This is a genomic window from Methylobacterium sp. ME121 (assembly GCF_000974725.1).
GTDB lineage: Bacteria > Pseudomonadota > Alphaproteobacteria > Rhizobiales > Beijerinckiaceae > Methylobacterium > Methylobacterium radiotolerans.
In genome coordinates, this window is record NZ_BBUX01000059.1 from 21,970 (window position 1) to 40,643 (window position 18,674).

Consider the following 18,674-nt stretch of genomic DNA (forward strand, 5'->3'; position numbering starts at 1 on the left):
GGCTTGAGCGGTCCGCCCGCGCGCACCACATGGGCGGGAGCGGCAGCGCGGGGCCGACCATGTACGACCTCATCCACACCCTCCGCCTCTGGCTCTGGCGCCGCCAAGTGCGGGCCATGGCGCGGGCGTGCCGGGTGCACGGGACCAGCGACGGGGACTGGATCGCCGCCACCGTCGCGGCCTCCGCGATGAGCTCGGGCCCGGGCGCGCCGGTCTCGTATTCGAGCGGCACCGGCCTGTAGCGGCGATCCCTCTCCGCGCGGGGCGGGTCAGCCTTCCGGAGACGGCTCGGCGGCGGCGGCACCCGGCTCGGGCGCCGGGCCGGTGTCGAGGGTGCCGCTGTGGACCAGGGCGCCGGCCCAGGCGCCCGCGATGATCCGGACCTGCTCGATGGCCTCGGCGCGGGTGAAGGGCCTGTCACCGCCTCCCGAACGGCCCTCGTCCCAGTAGACGTAGCCGGTGCGCCGGCCGCCGGCATCCTCGACGCAGGCGGCGTTCTCGAGGACGCAGATCCGGAGCGGGAGCTTGAGACCGAGTGTGGGCATAGGGCCCATATAGGGCGCCGATCCCGCAGGAAATCGGCGCGCCCGCCGCATGACGGTCGGTCTCAGGTGAGTCTCAGGTCGGTTTCGCCGCGTCGAGCGCCTGCTCCAGGTGCGCCACGACCTCGTCGCCCTTGGGCGGCGGCTCGGCCTCCTCGACCCGTCGGGCGACTTCCATGACGAGGTAGGTCACCGACGGCGGCCACGGCACGCCGTTGTCCAGGAGCATCCGGGCGGCGCTCACCAGCATCCGGAACTGGTCCGGCGGGATCGTGGTCCCGGCCTCGTGCTGCGCGAGGATGTGGTCGGCGATCGCGGCCGCCAGTCCGGCGACTTCGGCCATCTTGTTGGGCGGATCACCAGCCGTCATGTCAGGTCGCGCTCCGTCTGCGAAAGCACGGTGCGGAGCATCCGTCGCCTCTTCGGGGTCTCAGGCCGACACGGTTCCACAAGCAACCCTGGCGAGCAAGCCGTGCGGGCGCGGCACGCCTGCGCGGCCGTGGACGCCGCGGATTTCGATGGGCTGCGCACGCGGTCCGGGCGTTTCGCGGCCTCCAGTGCCGGGACGGCGGACCTGCTCCGCGGCGGCAACGCCGTCGGGATCGACCCGGGAAATCTACGCGGATGCCGGACAGTGACGGGGCGCGGTCACGCCGAAGACGGAGCCCCGGTTGCGCCGGGATCGCACGGCGATCGGGTGATCGAGCGCCGCGGCGGTCTGCCGGACGATGTGCAGGCCGAGCCCGAGACCGGCCCCGTCCCGGCGCCCGGCGCGGTCGAAGGCGTCGAAGATGCCCGCCAGCCGTTCGGGCGCGATGCCGGGACCGTCATCGTGCACCTCGATCGTGACCCGCCCCTGCCGGCGGCGGCATCCGACGACGACGCGGCCGCCCGGGCCCGCATACTTCACGGCGTTCCCGACGAGGTTGCGCAGGATGGTCGTCAGCATGGCGGCCTCGCTCTGGACCGTCAGCGCCGTGGCGCAGACCTGCACCCGCACTCCGACCGCGTCGGCGTAGGGCTGCCACTCGGCCGCCACCGCCTCCAGGAGCGGGACGAGGGCGACGGGACCGAGCCGGGGCGGCAAGGCGCCGGTCTGGGAGGAGCGGGCCAAGTCGTCGAGTTCGCGGCCCAGCCGCACCAGTGCGTCGCTGGCAAGGCCGAGCCGGGCCGCGGCCCGGGGGCCGACGCCGTCCGAGACCGCGCGGTCGATGGCCATGAGGGCCACCTGCAGCGGCTGCTTGAGATCGTGTCCGGCGACGGCGAGGAGCCGGGCCATGGCGCTGCGGGCGGTCTCCGCGCGGAGCACGGCCTCGTCCGACCCCGCACCGCTCCGGCTCGCCATCGTCAGTCCCATCCCCGCCTCCTCGTCCGGCCCGCGTGCGGCGCGCCCCTTCCATGGCGCGACCTTGCACCGTGGCCGTTCGCGCCGAAATCATACGGAGGTTTGATGTCCTAATCGGATCGTCCGGGCGCGCAGGCGCGTGACGGCCGCGCGCAGCCTGGCCGACGTTCACGCGGCCGATCCTCAGGCCCCGATCGCCTCTTCCAGGCAGCGGATCAGTTCGTCGGCCACGAGGGGCTTGCGCAGGAGATCGCGGGCGCCGCCGGCGAGGGCCCGACGCCGGAGCGCGTCGTCGGTCAGCGCGGTCATCATGATGACCGGCAGGGCAGGGCGCTGCTGCCGGACGCGGTCCTGCAACTCGATGCCACTGATCCCCGGCATGTTCACGTCCGTCAGCAGGCACGAGACGTCGCTGCCGGCCATGGAGCCCAGGAAGGCCTCGCCCGAGTTGAAGGCGCGCGCGTCGTAGCCCAACGCTTCGAGGAAGCTGGACGTCGCGTCCAGAACCGCCTCGTCGTCGTCCACGACCGCGACCGCTTTCTTCCCGACCGGCACGAATCTCCCTCCGGAGCCTCTCGGAGGCGCGTCGATCCCACCTGTGTGGGCCAGCGGCCGCGCCGACGATATTATACGATGGTTTGATGCGCGCGACGGACGCACATCCTGATGAACCGAGTCCCGCCACAGCAAAGCAGGCCTCGGAGCGCCGCGATGCGATCCGGTAGACATGGGTTTGGCGAATCTAGTCGGGACTTTTCCGCCGCCACTCGACTAGATCGTGTCGACGAAATCTGTCCCGTGTGGGTGCCAACGCGGTGATACCCGGCATCGTTCCGCGCCGATTGGCCCGGCCCGGGCCGGCGGCTGCGGGGGGCTTCGGGCTCAAACGGTCGCCCGGGCCTTGAGCAGCTCGGTCTTGCGCACGAGGTCGGCCACGGAGCCGGCCTCCATCTTCCGCATGACGTTGCCGCGGTGGATCTTGACCGTGATCTCGCTGATGCCGAGGGCGTAGGCGATCTGCTTGTTGAGCAGCCCCTTGACGACGTGCGCCATCACCTCGGCCTCCCGCGTCGTCAGGGTCGCGGCCAGCGCCTCGAGTTCGGCGACCCCCGCGCTCGAGGCGCGCCGGGTCCTGTCCCGCTCGATCGCGACCGCGATGGCGTCGAGCATGTCCTGATCGCGGAACGGCTTGGTCAGGAAGTCGAGCGCGCCCGCCTTCATGGCCTGGACGGTCATGGGGATGTCGCCGTGGCCGGTCATGAAGATGATCGGCATGCGGTTGCCCAGCGCGGCCAGCTTCGCCTGCAGGTCGAGACCGCTGGATCCCGGCAGCCGCACATCGAGGATCAGGCAGCCCGGGCGGTCCGGCAGCGTCGCCGCGAGGAGCTCGCTCGTCGCGCCGTAGGCGAGGGTGTCGAGGCCGACGGAGCGCAGGAGATCCTGGAGCCCCTCCCGGACGCCCTCGTCGTCCTCGACGATGACCACCAGCGGTGAGGCCGTGTCGGCGCCGGCTTTCGCCGCGCCACCCCGGACGTTGCCTGACATCGTGATCGACGAGCCCCCGCGCGCCCCTGCCAGGCTGTCCGCGAGGACAGTGCTTACAGGTTGAATCCGCGCCCGATCAAGCCGACCGTCTTCGGACGGCACAGCCGGTCCGCAGAGGCCGGACGCAAAGGCCGGGCGCAGAGGCCGGACGCAGGGGCCGCACCCGGCCGAGCCTATCGACTTGCGGCCAAGCTTGTGGCTATGAGCGGTTGCACTGCCCCCGGGACTGGCTCAACCTCCAACGCGATCAGCATGTCCCGGCCCCCGGGCTCGCGGGCGCCCCGTCCGGCCGTGCACCCGTATGGCAGGCTGCGGAGCGAGGCGCGGAGATGATTGCGGTGAGCAACGCGCCTCCCAGACAAAAGACGGCGCGCGTCCTCCTCGCGAGCCTGATCGGCACGACGGTCGAGTTCTACGACTTCTACATCTACGCCACGGCGGCGAGCCTGATCTTCGGGCCGCTGTTCTTCCCGGCGGCGCTGCAATCGGCGGAGCTGATCAGCGCCTACGCGAGCTTTGGCCTCGCCTTCGTGGCCCGGCCGATCGGCGGCGCGGTCTTCGGGCATTTCGGCGACCGGGTCGGGCGCAAGGCGACGCTTGTCGCCTCGCTCCTGCTGATGGGTCTCTCGACCTCGGCGATCGGGCTGCTGCCCACCTTCGCGCTGGCCGGCTGGCTCGCGCCCGTCCTACTCTGCCTCCTCCGGTTCGGGCAGGGGCTGGCGCTCGGCGGCGAGTGGAGCGGCGCCGCCCTGCTGGCGCTGGAGAACGCCCCGCCGGGCTGGCGCGCGCGCTACGCGATGTTCGCGCCGCTCGGGGCGCCCCTCGGCTTCTTCGTGGCCAACGGCCTGTTCCTCGTCCTGACCCTGACCCTCAGCGCGGAGCAGTTCGCGGACTGGGGCTGGCGGGTGCCGTTCCTGCTCAGCGTGCCGCTCGTCTGGCTCGGGCTCTGGGTCCGCACCAATCTCGGCGAGACCGAGGAGTTCGCCGCCGCCGTGAAGGACGCACAGCCACCGCGCGTCCCCTTCGTCGCGCTGTTGCGCCACCATGCCGGGCAGGTCGTCGCCGGGATGTTCGGCGTCGTCGCGTGCTTCTCGCTGTTCTGGACCGCCACCGCCTTCGCGCTCGGCTACGGCACGACGACGCTCGGTTATTCCCGGGCCTCGTTCCTGACGGTCGAGCTCGGCGCGATCCTGTTCATGGCCGCCGCCATCGTCGTCGCGAGCTGGTTGTCCGACCGGCTCGACCCGGCCCGCGTCCTGATCGTCGGCTGCGCCGGGACGATCGCCTCCGGGATCCTGCTGGCGCCGATGCTCGGCAGCGGCTCCCTCGTGACGATCTTCGTCTTCCTGGCCTTCGCCCTGTGGGTGATGGGCTTCGTCAACGGGCCGCTCGGCGCGTGGCTGCCGAGCCTGTTCCCGCCGCAGGTGCGCTACACGGGCACCTCCGTGGCGTTCAACGTCGGCGGCATCATCGGGGGCGCCTTCTCGCCGATGATCGCGCAGTCGCTCGCCGAGCGCAGCGGCCTGACCGCGGTCGGCTTCTACCTCGCGCTGACCGGCGGGATCAGCCTGATCGCCTTCGACACGAGCGCCCGCCAGCGCGCGCTGGGGGCACTGGCGCGGAGCGAGCGGCGCTACCGCGCGCTCTTCGAGCAGAGCCACGTCGCGCTGTGCGAGGTCGATCTCTCCGGGGCGCAGGCCTACCTCGCCGAGGCGCGGGCCGCCGGGGGGTCCGGGACCGACCTCCGCGGACAGGCCGATGCCGTGCTCGCCGCCGCCTGCGCGCGGCAGATCGCGCTGGTCGACGTCAACGACGCCACGGTGCAGCTCCTCGGCTGCCGGTCCCGCGACGCGGTCCTCGGCTCGATGAGCCGCTTCCTGCCGCCGGGCAACAATCTCGTCCTGCCGCTCCTGCAGCGGCTCGACCGGGCGGGCGGCCGGTTCGAGGCGCAGGGCCGCCTCGTTCGCGGCGACGGGCGGGAGGTGACCGTGATCCTCGTCGTGGCGCTGCCGGACGACCCGGCGGCCTTCGACCGCGTCGCCTGCGCGATGATCGACGTGACCGAGCGGGAGCGCGCGAAGGAGGCGCTGCTCGCCGCCCAGGCCGAGCTGGCCCGCGCGGGCCGGGTCTCGACCGTCGGGGCGATCTCCGCCTCCATCGCCCATGAGGTCAACCAGCCGATCGGCGCCATGGTGATGAGCGCCGAGGCCTGCCTGCGCTGGCTGCGGCGCGAGACGCCGGATCTGGAGGCGGCCGCGCGGGCGGCCGAGCGCGCCGTCCGCGACGGCATGCGGGCGAGCCGGATCGTGCAGCGGACGCGCGAGCAGCTCCGCCGCGACCGGAGCCAGCCCGAGATCGTCGACCTTCAGCCCCTCCTCGCGGAGGTCGTGGCGCTCCTCGATCGGGAGATCCTGGCGGCCGGGGCGATGGTGCGGACTCTGATCGCCGCGACCGAGGCGCGCGTCCTGGCCGATCGCGTCGAGATGCAGCAGGTCGTGGTCAACCTCGTGACGAACGGCCTGCACGCCATGCGCGATGCGCCCGAGACACGCCGCGAGCTGCAGATCGCGCTCAGCGCTCCCGCGCCCGGTCGGCTTCGGATCGCGGTGTCCGACAGCGGCACCGGCATCGATCCAGAGCAGTTGCCCAAGCTGTTCAGCCCGTTCTTCACCACGAAACGCGACGGGATGGGCATCGGCCTCGCGATCTGCCGGACCATCGTCGAGTCCCATGGCGGGACACTGACCGCTCGGAACAACGACGGTCCCGGCGCGACCTTCGCGGTCGATCTGCCGGCGGCCGAGCCGGACCAAGAGAGCCGCGCGGCGGAACCCGCCGCGGCGAGCGCCTGAACCGCGGAGAGCGGGTCAGGGAGTGGGTCAGGCGGCGGGCACGGCCGAGAACAGGCTGTTCAGCCCCTCCGCGGTGGTCGGGTGGGCGAGGATCGCGTCGCGCAAAGCCGTGTAGGGCAGGCCGGCGAGCATCGCGACCTGGACAGCGGCCATGACCTCGCCGGCCTCCGCGCCGAGCATCGTGAAGCCGAGAATCCGATCGTCCGGTCCGATGACGGCCTTCATGAAGCCCTCGGTCTGCCCGGTCGTCCGCGTGCGCAGCACGGCCGCCATCGGCAGCTTGGCGACCCGGACGGCATCACCGCGGGCGCGCGCCTCGGTCTCGGTCGATCCGACCCGCGCCAGCGGCGGGTCCGTGAACAGGCAGGCGGGCATCAGCCGCCCCGCGGTCGAGCGCGCGATCCCCGCGAGATCGTCGCGGATCACGCGGAAATCGTCCGCGGAGGCGTGGGTGAAGGCCGGGCTGCCCGCGCACTCGCCGATGGCCCAGACGCCCGGCGCGCTCGTCCGCAGACGGTCGTCGACCTTGATCACGCCCCGCTCGGTGAGGTCCACCCCCGCGCGGTCGAGGCCGATCCCACCGGTGTTCGGCGCGCGGCCCGCCGCGACGAGGATGTGGCTTCCGGCGATGACCGCCTCGCCGTCGCCACCGCGCACCGTGATCTCCACGGCGTCGCCCGAACGGCCGCTCACGCGCACGACCTCCGTGCCGGTGCGGATGGCCAGCCCCTCGGCCTCGAGGAGCTGCGCGAGCGCGGAGGCCACGTCCGGATCCTCGCGGCCCGCGATCTGCGCCCCGTGCTCGATCACCGTCACCGCGCTGCCGAACCGGCGGTAGGCCTGGGCCAGTTCGAGGCCCACGTAGCCGCCGCCGAGGACAACGAGGTGGGCGGGCACGGCGTCGAGTTCGAGCGCCTCGATATTCGTCAGCGGTTCCGCGTCGCGCAGGCCCGGGACGTCGGGGATGGTCGGGCGCGTGCCGAGGTTGAGGAAGATCCGCTCGGCCATCAGCGCGCGCGACCCGCCCGCGTTCAGCGCGACCGTGAGCGCCCTGGGACCCGTGAAGGCGGCCGTTCCCATGATGAGCTCCGCGCCGCTGTCGCGGTAGCGGTCGAGGTGCATGTCGACGAGGTCGCGGACCATCGCCCGCTTGCGCTCGACCACCCGGGCCATGTCCACCGCGACCGGGCCGGTCTCGATGCCGTACCGGTCGGCGTGCCGGGCGAGATGGGCGATCTCGGCGCTCCAGATCTCGTTCTTGCTCGGCAGGCAGTTGGTGTTGGGGCAGGAGCCCCCGATCCAGCGGCGCTCGACCACCGCGACCCGCTGCCCGGCCTTGGCTAAGTGCCAAGCCAGGAACTTGCCACCTTCGCCGCTGCCGATCACGAGCGCATCGTAGTGGTCGTCCATCGTCCATCCTCCGCGGATCCGAGATTTCGCAAACACGTAAAGGCATCGCGATCGGCCGGATATCATGCGTCGGTATGATAGACCGGTCCTGACCGGCCGGCGCACAGATTTCGTGCGCCCGCGGCCGCGCCGCGCGGCGCGATCCCTTCCGGCAGCAAGTCGAGCACGGACCCGCATGCCTGCGCTCGACCTCGGAACACAGATGTCTTGCCGAACCCACGGCCGCGTTCCGGTCGAATATCGGATGATCAGACCCAAACCTGCGTATGATTGAGCCGGATCGGCCCATCATCGAAGCTCATCCCATCGCCGCCGCCCGATCATCCGTCCCGGCCGGCGCCTCTGCAGGGTGGCCTCCCGCCGTCCCGCGCCCTCAGCTTCGAAGGATCAGATCCATGAACACGCAGGTTCGCCGCGCCCTCGGCCTCGTCTCCGGGCCTGGCTCGAACCGCCTCGGCCTCCAGGCCATGCGGGTCGCCATCGCGGTCGTCTTCCTCTGGATCGGCGCGCTCAAGTTCGCGCCCTACGAGGCCGACAGCATCACGCCCTTCGTCGCCAACAGCCCGGTCATGGCGTTCTTCTACGCCCATCCCGACCAGTACGCCCAGCACCTCACCCACGAAGGCGAGCTCAACCTCGCCGCCCGCGCGTGGCAGACAGCCAACCACACCTACGCGTTCTCCCGCGGCCTCGGCACGGTCGAGCTGCTGATCGGCCTGCTCGTCCTCGCCGGCCTGGTGTCGCGGCGGCTGGGCCTGGCCGGCGCGGTGCTCGCCTTCCTCACCCCGGTGGTGACCCTGTCGTTCCTCGTGACCACCCCCGAGGCCTGGGTCGCCGCACTCGGCGATGCCCAGCACGGCTTCCCCTACCTGTCGGGCGCGGGCCGCCTCGTCCTCAAGGACGTCACCCTCATGGCCGGTGCCTGGCTCGTCCTCGCCGACAGCGCCCGCGCCGTCCTGCGCGAGGCGTCCGCGCCGGCGGCCCGGGCCCCGGCGCCCGCCCTCGCCGCGAAGGTGTGAACGGCCGCCCGCGTGCGGCCGCCTGAAGCTTTCAGGACCGAGACCCGGGGCGATGGACTGTCTTCGGCCGGCCCTGATCTCGGATCCGGCCACAGAGAGGCACCGTTTCGGGTGACGACCCCTAACCTTCGTATGATTCCGCGCGGCCGGGAGCGGCTGTACCTCTCGCGATACAGCACACGACACAGGCCGCGCCTTCGGCCGCCCCCGGAGACACGTCGCCCGGCCGGTTCGCACGCCGAGACACGTCGCGCCGTCCCCCATTCCACGAGGTCGAACGATGGTCCAGCTCACGATCAATGCGCGCCGCTACACGGTGGACGCGGAACCGGACACGCCGCTGCTGTTCGTCCTGCGCGACAGCCTCGGGCTGACCGGCACGAAGTACGGCTGCGGCATCGGGCAGTGCGGCGCCTGCACGGTGCTCCTCGACGGCGCGGCGACCCGCTCCTGCCAGGTCCCGCTGGAGAGCGTCGGCGACCAAGCCATCACCACGATCGAGGCGATCGAGCAGGATCCGGTCGGGGCCCGGGTCGTGGCCGCCTGGGTCGGCATCGAGGTGCCGCAGTGCGGCTACTGCCAGTCCGGGCAGGTCATGGCCGCCACGAGCCTGCTCAAGCAGACCCCGAAACCGACCGAGGCCGACATCGCCGGCGCCATGACCAACCTGTGCCGGTGCGGAACCTACAACGCCATCGCCGCCGCCGTGCGGCAGGCCGCGGCCTGAGGAGGCGCACGATGAGCGACCGCTCGCCCCGCACCCGCCCGGACCGCCGCGAACCGGTCCGCAACCTCTCCCGCCGCGGCTTCCTGGGGGCGGCCTCGGGCGCGCTGGTCCTCGGGGTCGGCCTGCGGCTGGCGCCGGCCGCCGCCCAGACCCGCGCCGAGGGCCCGGCGGCCGTCGCCCCGAAACCCGGGACCCGCGTGGCGGCGTTCCTGGAGATCCGCCCCGACGACAGCGTGCGCCTGCTCAGCCCCTTCGTGGAGGGGGGCCAGGGCATCAACACCGGCCTCGCCCAGACGATCGGCGAGGAGCTCGACCTCGACCCGGCGCGCTTCGCGGTGGAATGCGCCCCGCCCGGCCCCGATTACGCGGTCGTCAACGGCCTGCGCATGACCGGCGGATCCTTCTCCACCCGCTCGAGCTTCGAAGCCATGCGCCGCCTCGGCGCCACCGCCCGCGAGATGCTGCTGCGGGCGGCGGCCGCCGAACTCGCCGTGCCGCAGGCCAGCCTGACCACCGGGAACGGCCGCGTGATCCACGCCGCCTCGGGCCGGAGCCTCGGCTACGGCGTCCTCGCCGCCGCGGCGCTCGCGCTGCAGCCGCGCGACGACGTGACATTGAAGGATCCGAAGGACTTCCGCTGGATCGGCAAGCCGGTGGCGCGCCTCGACATGCGCGACAAGTCCATCGGCCGGGCCGTCTACAGCATCGACATCCGGCTCGACGGCATGGTTCACGCCGCGATCCGGCACGCGCCGCATCTCGGCACCGAGCCGGAGGCGATCACCAACGCGGCGGAGGTCCGGGCGATGCCGGGCGTCCAGGCGGTCGAGCGCCTGCCGGGCGCGGTGGCGGTGGTGGCCGACACATGGTGGCGGGCCCGCACGGCCGCGGAGGCCCTGCAGGTGACCTGGAGCCGGCCGGCGCCCGACGGCGTCGCGAACGTCTCGGCCGGCTTCTCCTCGGCCGCGATGCTGGCCGCCCTCCGGGACGCGCCCGGCCCCGGCGTTCCGGCCGAGCAGGCGGGCGACCCGGACGCCGCCTTTGCGGGCGCGACCCGAGTCGTCGAGGCCGCGTACGACGCCCCCTACCTCGCGCACGCGCAGCTGGAGCCGCCCTCGGCGGTGGCCCGCTTCGCCCCCGACGGCAGCCTCGACCTCTGGGTGCCGAACCAGATGCCGGAGCTGTTCCAGCAGGTCGCCGCCAAGACGGCCGGGCTACAGCCGGATCAGGTCCGCATCCACTCGCCGATGCTCGGCGGCTTCTTCGGGCGCCACTTCCACTACGGGCCGGCCAGCCCGTTCCCGCAGGCGATCCTGCTCGCGAAGGCGACGGGCAGGCCGGTGCGGGTGCTGTGGTCGCGGGAGGAGGAGTTCGGCATGGACGCGCTGCGCCCCCTGAGCTTCGCCCGGTTCAAGGCGGCCCTCGGGCCGGACGGGATGCCGGTGGCGCTGGAGACCACCGCGGTGGGGGAGGGCCCGATCGGGCGCTGGTTCGGCGCGCTGTTCAAGGGGCCGGTGGATTCCTCGGTGGTGGAGGGCCTCGACCAGAAGCCCTACGCCATCCCGAACCGGCGGCTCACCTACGTGAAGGTGCCGCACCCGGTGACCATCGCGTTCTGGCGCTCGGTCGGGCACTCGATGAACGACTACTTCTACGAGAGCTTCCTCGACGAGATCGCGCAGGCCGGCGGCCAGGACCCGTTCGCCCTCCGGATGACGCTCCTGAAGGACAGCGCCCGCCACCGCACCCTGCTGCAGGCGGTGGCCGACCTCGCCGGCGGCTGGACGCGCGGGCCGTTCCAGGCGGCGGACGGCACGCGGCGCGCGCGGGGCGTGTCGATGGCCTCGCCGTTCGGGTCGGAGACGGCGACGATCGCCGAGGTGTCGCTCGAGAACGGCGAGGCCCGGGTGCACGATCTCTGGATCGCCATCGATCCGGGCCGGGTGGTCAACCCGGCAATCGTGAAGCGCCAGGTCGAGAGCGCGGCGGCGCTCGGCCTCTCGTCGACGCTGCTGGAGCAGGTGGTCTACGAGGGCGGGCAGCGGCAGGCGCGGAACTTCGACGCCTATCCGATCCTCGACCGGGCGCGGATGCCGCGGGTGCACGTGGCGATCGTCGAGAGCGGGGCGCCGATGGGCGGCATCGGCGAGCCGGGCCTGCCCGGCGTGCCGCCGGCGGTGGTCAACGCGGTGGCGGCGCTGACCGGCCGACGCCTGCGCAGCCTGCCCCTGGCCAAGGAGACCCTCTCGGGGGCCTGACGCCGGCGAGGCCGCCGCCCCGCGAAAGTCCCGCTTCGCGACTGGAAGCGGGATTTTCGCATGCCGTATACCGGGGGTGCGGCGGGCCAGCACTGGGGCCGGCCCCGGGAACCGTGGACATGAGCATCGGTCTGACGCCGACGGACGACCGGATCGTCGTGGCCAGCGAGGCCGACTGGAACGACGCGTGGTACCTCGTCTGCATGAAGGTCTCGACGATCGGCTTCGTCGTCGTCGATGCCCGCGAGCGGGTTGCCACCCTGGACGCGCTCCGGGCGGCCGGGATCACCGACATCGCCGCCCATCTCGACGCGCGTCCGGACGTGGCCGACCGCCTGCGGCACGGGATGGTCATCCTCGACGTCAACGAGGCGGCGGTGCGGATGTTCGGCGCCGGCGGCCGCGCGGACATGATCGGGCAGCGCACGCAGCGCTTCTTCGACCCCCTCTGCACCGCCCAGGTCAACTCCGCCCGGGCCTTCGCGGCCGGCGCGACCGCGTTCCAGCAGCAGGCGCACAGCGTCCGGCTCGACGGCTCGCGCTTCGAGACGCTGTTCTGCGTGGTCCCGCGGGCGGACGGCGCCAGCTCCGGCCTCTGGCTCGCCTCCTTCGTGGACATCACCGAGCACGTCGAGCGGCAGATGTCCCTGGAAGTCCTGCGCGACGAGCTCGCCCACGTCTCCCGGATCTCGACGCTGGGCGAGCTCTCGGCGTCGATCGCGCACGAGATCGGGCAGCCCCTGTCGTCGATCGGCATGACCGCCGGGGCGATGCTGCGCCTGCTCGACCGCGCGGATCTCGACCGCGACCTGCTCCGGCGGCAATGCCAGCGCATCGTCGATCAGGTCACGCGGGCCGGGGACATCATCGATCGCACTCGGCGCATGGCCGCGAAACGCGACAGCGTCCGCGCGCCCGTCTGCGTGGCGGAGATCCTGACCGAGGCCGCGCAGTTCGTGGCGCACGACCTGAACCGCGGCAAGATCAGGCTCACCGTCGTCCCGGCCGACGCGGCCGCGCAGGTCTCCGCGGACCGGATCCAGCTGCAGCAGGTCTTCGTCAACCTGCTGATGAACGCCATCCAGATCCATCGGCAGGCGCGGATGCCCGGGCCGGAGATCACGGTCGAGACCACCTGCCGGGACGGATCGATCACGGTGGACGTCGTCGACAACGGGCCGGGCCTCGATCCCGACGCCGTCGACCGGCTGTTCGACGGCTTCTTCACGACGCGGACCGAGGGGCTCGGCCTGGGCCTCCGGATCTGCCGGACCATCGTGGCGGCCCACGGCGGCTCGATCGACGCGCGTTCCCGCGACGGGGCGCCGGGCGCCCGGTTCACGGTGCGCCTGCCGCTCGCCCGGGCCTGACCGATCCGCCGAGGGGAGCGGGCAGGGGCCCCCGGTCGGGGCGCCCCCGCGGGCACCTCAGGCCGCGACGGCGCGCGCGCTCCGGTACCGGCTCGCCGGCGCCGACGCGCCGAGCTGGGCGGCGAGTTCGAGGCGCGCGGCGTCCAGCGCGGACCAGGCCGCGCCGTTCTCCAGGGGCGGGATCGTGACGACCTCGCCGGCATCGAACCCGGCCAGCGCGGCCGCGACCAGATCGGCCGGCGTCATGACGATGCTGGCCGGGAGGTTCCGGTGGCCGCCGACGCCGGCCACGGTCCAGAACTCCGTCGCCGTCGCGCCGGGCAGGACCGCCTGGATCCGGACGCCCTTGGGGGCAAGTTCGTGCTGCAGCGACTGGGTGAAGGCCAGGACGTAAGCCTTGCTGGCCCCGTAGACGCCGTTGAGCAGCTCGGGATTGAGGGCGACGGTCGAGGCGACGTTGATGATCGCCCCGTGCCCCTGCGCGACGAAGGCCGGCGCCGCCGCGTAGGCGAGGCGCGTCACGGCCGTGACGTTGACGCCGATCATGCGCTCCATCTCGTCCGGATCCGCCTGGAGCAGCGGGGCCGCCGAGCCGAAGCCGGCGTTGTTGACCAGCAGGGTGATCGCCGCTTCGCCCCGCAGCCGGTCCTCGACGCGCCGAAGACCGGCCCGGTCGTTGATGTCCGCCGCGAGCGCCTCGACGGTGCGGCCGGAGGCCCGACGCACCGTCTCCGCGACCGCCTCCAGGCGATCCGCGTTCCGGGCGGTCAGGATGAGATCGTAGCCGCGCGCGGCGAGCTGTTCGGCATAGATCGCACCGATCCCGCCCGAAGCGCCGGTGATCAGAGCAATTCCCTTGGCACGATCCGTCATGACAACTCTCCGTCTGCGCTGTTGGATGACGGAAAGTGTAGCGACCGGGACGGAGCCGGACATTTATACCGACGCGGGGCGACGCCATACCTTGGTATGACCTGGCCGGGCCGGTCCGACGCGCGTCAGGCAGTCGTCGGCGGGCGGTCGCCAACAGGCGCGGGGAGGCCGGCGCAACCCCGGCCCGATCGGCGGCACGCGGACGGCATCGGCACGCCGGCCCCGCCGCGCTGATCCGGGAGAGGTGCGCCCGCCGCCTCGCCGTGCTAGAACGAAAGCGGAACAGATCACAGGTGCTGGCCGGGCACAATCTGCGGGCGAGAAGTTTCTTCCGGGCCGGTGGACGAATGTGAATACGGCGCGAAAACACCTGTCGCGGGCGGCCCTTGGCCGGCCGGTAGGGTCGGTGGAGAACCTGTGACAAACCGGGGGACAGGACGGCGATGGCGATGAGGACGGCGTTCGTGGTGCAGCCCTTCGAGGTGCACCGGAAGCGGTTGCGACCGGCCCGGCAGGAGCCGGCGCAGACCGAGAGCGGGGCGGTGAAGAAGGCGGAGAACATGGCCAAGCGGATGCCGGGCGCGGCGGCGCTGAAGGTCGTGGCCGACGACGAGACCGGCGAGCTGGAGGGCGTCACGATCCTCGGCCAGTGGGGCGAGATCCCCGACGACTTCGCCGAGAGCCTGCAGGGCGCCTAGGCCCAGATCACCAGCGGGGTGGGAGAGCGCCATGTCGGCGGTTCGGCGGGTCGGGAACTTCCTCCAGGTGCAGGACGGCGACGGCTGCCGCCACCTGCTGCGCGTGACCAGCGTCCAGGCGCTGAGCGACACGGACCTGATGCGCAACGAGACCTTCATCACCGCGGCGGGTCGGACCATCCGGGTGACGCAGCCGCTCGACGAGATCGTGGACCTCGTGGTGCCGGGCGAGCGGGCAGGGAAGGGGTCACAGGAGGAGCCGTGGCCGTTCTAGCCGCGGGAGATCATCCCGCGCGCCATCTCCAGCAGCAAGCGGCGGTCCGACAGGGTGAGCGCGGACCAGACGCACAGCAAGTCCCCCGTCATCTCGATCGTGGCGAACGCCTCGGATTCGTCGAGAAAGGCGTCTTTGGGCGTTCCGAGTGCGTGCGCGATCTGCCGGAGCATCGATCTCTTGTCGTTCGGCCTACCTCTCTCATCCTCGAATTCAGGATCCGCCAACGCAATCTCCGGCAGACGCACGGCGTCGTCGCGACAAATCTTTGACACCTCTATAGCGCGCCAGTTCGAGAACTGCATCAACGAATTGTAATTGAATTTTACCGGTATAATTGCACCAATGGAAAGGGCGCCTATGATTATTTTAGATTGATTGCAGAACCTGACATAGCCAGAGCGGTCAGAATTCGATGGCCGGCCACGAACTTGCCCGACATCTGAACTGAAGGCGGCGTCGGCGCACCGCTCCGGGGCAGGTCAACGGCGCGGCGCTCACGTCCCGGTGCCCGCACGCGCGCCGTCGCCCGCCGCATCCGGACACCGGCAAAGGGACGGCGCACGGGCCCGCCCCGACCTGGCCGGGGCGGACTCTCAGGGAGCGGAGTCGGCGATCAGCTGCCGCCGCCGGCCTCGCCGCCCTTGCCGACCTGGGGTACGCCGCGCTCCGGCTGGCTGGCATTTCCGCCCGCGGCCGAGTCCGTCGTGACGGTCGCCGCCCCCGTCCCGGTGGGCGCGACGACGGCGGTGCTGCCCGGACCGCTGTTCTGGCCGCCGCCGGGAACGACGACGGTTCCGGCCGGGGTGCCCGGCGTCACCCGCTGGGGCGGTCCGGGCTGCCGGATCGGTGCGGGACCGCTGTCAGTCTGCGCCGAACCGGGCGACGCCGCGACCAGCGCGAAGATGGCGAAGAGGGCATGACGCATCATGTGCTCCTTGGCATCCCGGCCCTGACTGTGCCGCGCGCACGGGCCTCCATGCCCGAACGCGGGCGCGCGATCCGGGTTTCCGACGCCGCTCACCTTCGTGCCCGGCGGCGCCCGGCGCACGAAAAAGCCCCGCGCGGCGCTGCCGGCGGGGCTGAAGGTGGGTCTGCCTTCGGGAGGATGCAGGGGCGGATGCTTAGCCGGCGTTGCGCCGCGGCTGCACCGGCGACACGACATGCCGGCCACGCAGGCACTGCCGGTCACGACGGCGTTACGCTTGCATGCCGGGACAGCTCCGCCCCGTGCGGCGGGCGGCCCGGACCGTGGCGCCGCGCTAACCCCCTGGCCATCCTTGGATAACCATGTCGACCGCCGGCTTGTGGATGCCGCGGCGGCGTCATCGACAGCGTCGCGGCGCTGTGGTGCTGATCGGCGTCGAGGAGTCCCATGAAGCACATCATCGTTCTGGCGATCGCGGCCACGGCCCTGACGGCCTGCAACGCGGCGAACCGGCCCGGTCGCGGCGAACTCTTCATGAGCGAGGCGGACATCGCCGCGAAGGACGACGCGATCTGCCGGAGCTACGGCGCCGAGCCGGGAACGCCGGAATACGTGCAGTGTCGGGGCACCCAGGATCAGCGGCGCGACGCCGCCCAGGCACCGCGCCGCAGCGGCTGAACGTGGCGGCGTGACGCCGCCCCGGGGACCAACGCCCCGCTCGCGCGTTGTCCGCGCGGACCGCCTGCCCTGGAGCGCGTGATGCTCGCCCGATCCGCCCTGATGCTCATCGTCCTGACGTCGGGGGCCCAGGCGGCCGCCTTCGACGACCTGAAAGGCTACTTGGCGTCCTGCCTGCGGTTCGAGATGGGCGGCGCCCAGGCGGAACGCGGCGGCCCGCTGTCAGCGAAGGTCCGCCACGCCCTGGACCGGTGCTCCGACGACGTCGCGCGCCTCGAGCGAGCGGACGGGCGCCGGTTGCGCGGCGACGGCGGGATCAGCCCGTCGACCAAGGAGGTCATCCGGAGCGTCGTGGGCGGCGGGGCCGGCGGCGTCCGCACCGTCCGGTACTGAGCGCCGACGGACCACCCGACGGGCCGATCGGGTGGCGCCGATCACCAATCGTTAACCGTCCGGCCGCACCTCACGGGCGTTGCTCGCGAGGAGATCCCGGTGCCGAAGCGCCTGACCATCACCGTCCCGCACGCCCTCGGGGCCGCCGAGGTTCGGCGCCGCATCGACCTGCACATGGACTGGGCCTTCCGGCGCCTGGAGGCGGAGAAGATCCGGGTCGAGGCCGAGGACTGGCTCGGCAATCGCCGCGCCTTCTCGGGCAGCGGCTACGGGCAGACGGCGCGCGTCGCGATCCAGGTGGCCGACGACGCGCTGGAGGTCGAGGCGCTGGTGCCCTGGATGGCGAGCCTGTTCACGCCCGTCATCGAGTCGGTCGGGCGCCACTATGTCGGGCGCCTCCTGTCCGACGAGGCCGCCTGACGCGCGACGCGGCAGTCGCTCGACCGCGCGGAGTCGACCGGGACGGCGACCGGTCCGTGGGCGCCGGCGGGGCGGTTGTGGCCCGGTCGCGCCGGGGCTAAACGCGCCGGCTTGGTGGCGGCGCAGGGGCCAGGATGAGCGATGACGTGGCGGCCCTGCTCCTCGCGCTCGCGACCGAGAACGCCGAGCTGCGCCAGCAGCTCGCCACCGCGCAGGACATGCTGATGGAGACCGCCATCGATGCCGGCCACCTCCACGCCCGCATCGAGGCCCTGCAGGCCGAGCGCGACGCGTGGCAGGCGGAGGCCGAGCGACTGGCGCGCCGGCCCCCGCGCTCCGTGTGAGCGGTCGCGCCGCACGGCGGCCCGGCGTGCCGGGATCGTGCGGCTGGGCGAGCCCGAGGCCGCGGCGCGACCGGGGAGGGTGCCTCGGCGAGACCCCGCGCCGGGCGGGCTCACGCCTTCCTGGGCTGTGGGCGGGGTACGCGCACGTCGACCGTCTGGCCGGTGAGGGGGTTGAGGATCAGCATGGCGGCCGTCTCCGGTGGGTGTACCGGTAGAACGCCGGCCAAGGGCGCCGGGATCACGCCGCGGCGTGCCGTGGCGCACGGGCGGCGACGGGGGTCGCCGAACCCGGATCGGACCGGGAGCCCGGTTCCGGCACCGCCCGCGAGTCTCGCCAGGGTCGGCCTGCCGCCTACCTCAGAACGTGGCGCCCTGGCGGCCGCTAGGGGCAGAACACCTGGAGGATCGATATGGCCATCGATAGATCCGGTGAGCGTGCCGCGCTCGATGCCGAGGTCGAGGACACCCAGGCCACCATCGCGAAACTTCGCACGGCTGCCGACGGAACGCCGCCCGGACACGGTTCGCGCGTGGCGCTGAAGAAGGCCGAGGAGAGGCTGGCCGAGCTGGTCAAGCACATCACCCGGCGCGACCGGACGGGGTAGGGTGGCGCGCGGGACGCCGCGACGACGAACCCTTCCCGCCCCAGTGGCCGAGAGGGGCGCGCCGACGAATGTCTGCGCGTCGCTCCCGCCCGTCGGAGTCCGGCCCCGGGGGCCGACGCGGCCGCCTCGCGGCCCGGACGCCCCCGAGCATGCGGCCAGAACTTCACCAGTATTTAACCGAGTCGACTGAAGTTAATCGGCCATTTACCATGATTTTACCGACGCGGCGAAGCTGTGTGTCCGTAAAACTACAGCTATTCTGCTCAGAGCTTGGTAGTATTATCACCAGATCGAAACCCGGATCGCCCGTGATGACCAAGCTCCTCGCCTCCCTGACCGCCTTCACTGCCCTGACCGCCGCGGCGTCCGCCGCCGACCTGCCGCGCCGCGCCG

23 protein-coding genes are annotated in these 18,674 nt (G+C 72.4%); 14 read left to right on the forward strand and 9 right to left on the reverse strand.

The annotated features are described in order from the left end of the window. The first annotated feature begins 59 nt into the window (after positions 1-59). Positions 60-242 carry a hypothetical protein gene (locus ME121_RS25470; protein ID WP_245337850.1) on the forward strand — a complete coding sequence of 61 codons (183 nt, stop codon included), beginning with the start codon at positions 60-62 and terminating at the stop codon, positions 240-242. Between the two features lie 27 nt (positions 243-269). On the opposite strand, the gene ME121_RS25475 is transcribed toward ME121_RS25470, so the two are convergent. From ME121_RS25475 to ME121_RS25495, 5 genes are all read right to left on the reverse strand, one after another. After that, the gene (locus tag ME121_RS25475; RefSeq protein WP_053621787.1) at positions 270-545 is read right to left on the reverse strand and encodes a hypothetical protein; all 276 of its coding nucleotides are present in this window, start codon (positions 543-545) and stop codon (positions 270-272) included. Between the two features lie 73 nt (positions 546-618). After that, positions 619-912 (reverse strand): hypothetical protein, encoded by a 294-nt coding sequence (locus ME121_RS25480; RefSeq protein ID WP_059409843.1) that lies wholly within the window; start codon positions 910-912, stop codon positions 619-621. 246 nt (positions 913-1,158) lie between these two features. Next, on the reverse strand, positions 1,159-1,899 hold the full coding sequence (locus ME121_RS25485; protein ID WP_059409844.1) for a sensor histidine kinase: 741 nt from the start codon (positions 1,897-1,899) through the stop codon (positions 1,159-1,161). Positions 1,900-2,070: 171 nt separating this feature from the next. After that, positions 2,071-2,442, reverse strand: a complete 372-nt coding sequence (locus tag ME121_RS25490; protein ID WP_059409845.1) for a response regulator transcription factor — start codon at positions 2,440-2,442, stop codon at positions 2,071-2,073. A 327-nt stretch (positions 2,443-2,769) separates the two neighbouring features. Continuing rightward, a complete protein-coding gene (locus tag ME121_RS25495; protein ID WP_059409846.1) occupies positions 2,770-3,432 on the reverse strand; it encodes a response regulator transcription factor in 663 nt (220 codons plus the stop codon). A gap of 329 nt (positions 3,433-3,761) precedes the next feature. Here ME121_RS25495 and ME121_RS25500 point away from each other — a divergent pair, with 329 nt between their 5' ends. Then, on the forward strand, positions 3,762-6,284 hold the full coding sequence (locus tag ME121_RS25500) for an MFS transporter (protein WP_059409847.1): 2,523 nt from the start codon (positions 3,762-3,764) through the stop codon (positions 6,282-6,284). A gap of 27 nt (positions 6,285-6,311) precedes the next feature. Here the strand turns inward: ME121_RS25500 and ME121_RS25505 are convergent, their stop codons facing one another. Next, a complete protein-coding gene (locus ME121_RS25505) occupies positions 6,312-7,694 on the reverse strand; it encodes a mercuric reductase (RefSeq protein ID WP_059409848.1) in 1,383 nt (460 codons plus the stop codon). Positions 7,695-8,089: 395 nt separating this feature from the next. Between ME121_RS25505 and rclC the strand changes: the two genes are divergently transcribed. The 4 genes from rclC (at position 8,090) to ME121_RS25525 (ending at position 13,068) form a co-directional block, all read left to right on the forward strand. Further along, positions 8,090-8,713, forward strand: coding sequence for a reactive chlorine resistance membrane protein RclC (gene rclC, locus ME121_RS25510; RefSeq protein ID WP_059409849.1), 624 nt, complete (start codon positions 8,090-8,092; stop codon positions 8,711-8,713). A 280-nt stretch (positions 8,714-8,993) separates the two neighbouring features. Continuing rightward, positions 8,994-9,440, forward strand: a complete 447-nt coding sequence (locus tag ME121_RS25515; protein ID WP_012318263.1) for a (2Fe-2S)-binding protein — start codon at positions 8,994-8,996, stop codon at positions 9,438-9,440. Between the two features lie 11 nt (positions 9,441-9,451). After that, complete coding sequence (locus tag ME121_RS25520; RefSeq protein WP_059409850.1) at positions 9,452-11,698, forward strand: xanthine dehydrogenase family protein molybdopterin-binding subunit; 2,247 nt, start codon at positions 9,452-9,454, stop codon at positions 11,696-11,698. Between the two features lie 119 nt (positions 11,699-11,817). Next, positions 11,818-13,068, forward strand: a complete 1,251-nt coding sequence (locus tag ME121_RS25525) for a sensor histidine kinase (protein ID WP_059409851.1) — start codon at positions 11,818-11,820, stop codon at positions 13,066-13,068. 57 nt (positions 13,069-13,125) lie between these two features. Here the strand turns inward: ME121_RS25525 and ME121_RS25530 are convergent, their stop codons facing one another. Next, positions 13,126-13,941 carry an SDR family NAD(P)-dependent oxidoreductase gene (locus tag ME121_RS25530; RefSeq protein ID WP_053622637.1) on the reverse strand — a complete coding sequence of 272 codons (816 nt, stop codon included), beginning with the start codon at positions 13,939-13,941 and terminating at the stop codon, positions 13,126-13,128. Positions 13,942-14,384: 443 nt separating this feature from the next. On the opposite strand from ME121_RS25530, the gene ME121_RS25535 reads away from it, so the two are divergent. Both ME121_RS25535 and ME121_RS25540 read left to right on the forward strand, forming a co-directional pair. After that, the gene (locus ME121_RS25535) at positions 14,385-14,639 is read left to right on the forward strand and encodes a hypothetical protein (RefSeq protein WP_012318267.1); all 255 of its coding nucleotides are present in this window, start codon (positions 14,385-14,387) and stop codon (positions 14,637-14,639) included. Positions 14,640-14,670: 31 nt separating this feature from the next. After that, on the forward strand, positions 14,671-14,913 hold the full coding sequence (locus ME121_RS25540; RefSeq protein WP_053622638.1) for a hypothetical protein: 243 nt from the start codon (positions 14,671-14,673) through the stop codon (positions 14,911-14,913). Here the strand turns inward: ME121_RS25540 and ME121_RS34320 are convergent. Then, positions 14,910-15,218 (reverse strand): hypothetical protein, encoded by a 309-nt coding sequence (locus ME121_RS34320; RefSeq protein ID WP_143739297.1) that lies wholly within the window; start codon positions 15,216-15,218, stop codon positions 14,910-14,912. The genes ME121_RS25540 and ME121_RS34320 overlap by 4 nt on opposite strands. Positions 15,219-15,529: 311 nt before the next feature. Then, on the reverse strand, positions 15,530-15,841 hold the full coding sequence (locus ME121_RS25545; protein ID WP_408902594.1) for a hypothetical protein: 312 nt from the start codon (positions 15,839-15,841) through the stop codon (positions 15,530-15,532). Between the two features lie 447 nt (positions 15,842-16,288). Between ME121_RS25545 and ME121_RS25550 the strand changes: the two genes are divergently transcribed. The 6 genes from ME121_RS25550 to ME121_RS34325 all read left to right on the forward strand — a co-directional run. Then, complete coding sequence (locus tag ME121_RS25550; RefSeq protein WP_012318272.1) at positions 16,289-16,519, forward strand: hypothetical protein; 231 nt, start codon at positions 16,289-16,291, stop codon at positions 16,517-16,519. A gap of 81 nt (positions 16,520-16,600) precedes the next feature. After that, on the forward strand, positions 16,601-16,912 hold the full coding sequence (locus ME121_RS25555) for a hypothetical protein (protein WP_012318273.1): 312 nt from the start codon (positions 16,601-16,603) through the stop codon (positions 16,910-16,912). Positions 16,913-17,011: 99 nt separating this feature from the next. After that, positions 17,012-17,332 (forward strand): polyhydroxyalkanoic acid system family protein, encoded by a 321-nt coding sequence (locus tag ME121_RS25560; RefSeq protein ID WP_029359299.1) that lies wholly within the window; start codon positions 17,012-17,014, stop codon positions 17,330-17,332. A gap of 134 nt (positions 17,333-17,466) precedes the next feature. Continuing rightward, the gene (locus ME121_RS25565; protein ID WP_029359298.1) at positions 17,467-17,676 is read left to right on the forward strand and encodes a hypothetical protein; all 210 of its coding nucleotides are present in this window, start codon (positions 17,467-17,469) and stop codon (positions 17,674-17,676) included. Positions 17,677-18,086: 410 nt separating this feature from the next. Further along, positions 18,087-18,281, forward strand: a complete 195-nt coding sequence (locus ME121_RS25570) for a hypothetical protein (protein WP_059409852.1) — start codon at positions 18,087-18,089, stop codon at positions 18,279-18,281. 149 nt (positions 18,282-18,430) lie between these two features. Further along, the coding region (locus tag ME121_RS34325) for a hypothetical protein (protein ID WP_491892888.1) at positions 18,431-18,674 on the forward strand (244 nt) is incomplete at its 3' end.

Coding starts and splice junctions, on each gene's coding strand:
- ME121_RS25470 (WP_245337850.1), top strand. CDS start 60: ATGTACGACCTCATCCACACCCTCCGCCTCTGGCTCTGGCGCCGCCAA.
- ME121_RS25475 (WP_053621787.1), bottom strand. CDS start 545: ATGCCCACACTCGGTCTCAAGCTCCCGCTCCGGATCTGCGTCCTCGAG.
- ME121_RS25480 (WP_059409843.1), bottom strand. CDS start 912: ATGACGGCTGGTGATCCGCCCAACAAGATGGCCGAAGTCGCCGGACTG.
- ME121_RS25485 (WP_059409844.1), bottom strand. CDS start 1,899: ATGGGACTGACGATGGCGAGCCGGAGCGGTGCGGGGTCGGACGAGGCC.
- ME121_RS25495 (WP_059409846.1), bottom strand. CDS start 3,432: ATGTCAGGCAACGTCCGGGGTGGCGCGGCGAAAGCCGGCGCCGACACG.
- ME121_RS25500 (WP_059409847.1), top strand. CDS start 3,762: ATGATTGCGGTGAGCAACGCGCCTCCCAGACAAAAGACGGCGCGCGTC.
- ME121_RS25505 (WP_059409848.1), bottom strand. CDS start 7,694: ATGGACGACCACTACGATGCGCTCGTGATCGGCAGCGGCGAAGGTGGC.
- rclC (WP_059409849.1), top strand. CDS start 8,090: ATGAACACGCAGGTTCGCCGCGCCCTCGGCCTCGTCTCCGGGCCTGGC.
- ME121_RS25515 (WP_012318263.1), top strand. CDS start 8,994: ATGGTCCAGCTCACGATCAATGCGCGCCGCTACACGGTGGACGCGGAA.
- ME121_RS25520 (WP_059409850.1), top strand. CDS start 9,452: ATGAGCGACCGCTCGCCCCGCACCCGCCCGGACCGCCGCGAACCGGTC.
- ME121_RS25525 (WP_059409851.1), top strand. CDS start 11,818: ATGAGCATCGGTCTGACGCCGACGGACGACCGGATCGTCGTGGCCAGC.
- ME121_RS25530 (WP_053622637.1), bottom strand. CDS start 13,941: ATGACGGATCGTGCCAAGGGAATTGCTCTGATCACCGGCGCTTCGGGC.
- ME121_RS25535 (WP_012318267.1), top strand. CDS start 14,385: ATGGCGATGAGGACGGCGTTCGTGGTGCAGCCCTTCGAGGTGCACCGG.
- ME121_RS25540 (WP_053622638.1), top strand. CDS start 14,671: ATGTCGGCGGTTCGGCGGGTCGGGAACTTCCTCCAGGTGCAGGACGGC.
- ME121_RS34320 (WP_143739297.1), bottom strand. CDS start 15,218: ATGCAGTTCTCGAACTGGCGCGCTATAGAGGTGTCAAAGATTTGTCGC.
- ME121_RS25545 (WP_408902594.1), bottom strand. CDS start 15,841: ATGCGTCATGCCCTCTTCGCCATCTTCGCGCTGGTCGCGGCGTCGCCC.
- ME121_RS25550 (WP_012318272.1), top strand. CDS start 16,289: ATGAAGCACATCATCGTTCTGGCGATCGCGGCCACGGCCCTGACGGCC.
- ME121_RS25555 (WP_012318273.1), top strand. CDS start 16,601: ATGCTCGCCCGATCCGCCCTGATGCTCATCGTCCTGACGTCGGGGGCC.
- ME121_RS25565 (WP_029359298.1), top strand. CDS start 17,467: ATGAGCGATGACGTGGCGGCCCTGCTCCTCGCGCTCGCGACCGAGAAC.
- ME121_RS25570 (WP_059409852.1), top strand. CDS start 18,087: ATGGCCATCGATAGATCCGGTGAGCGTGCCGCGCTCGATGCCGAGGTC.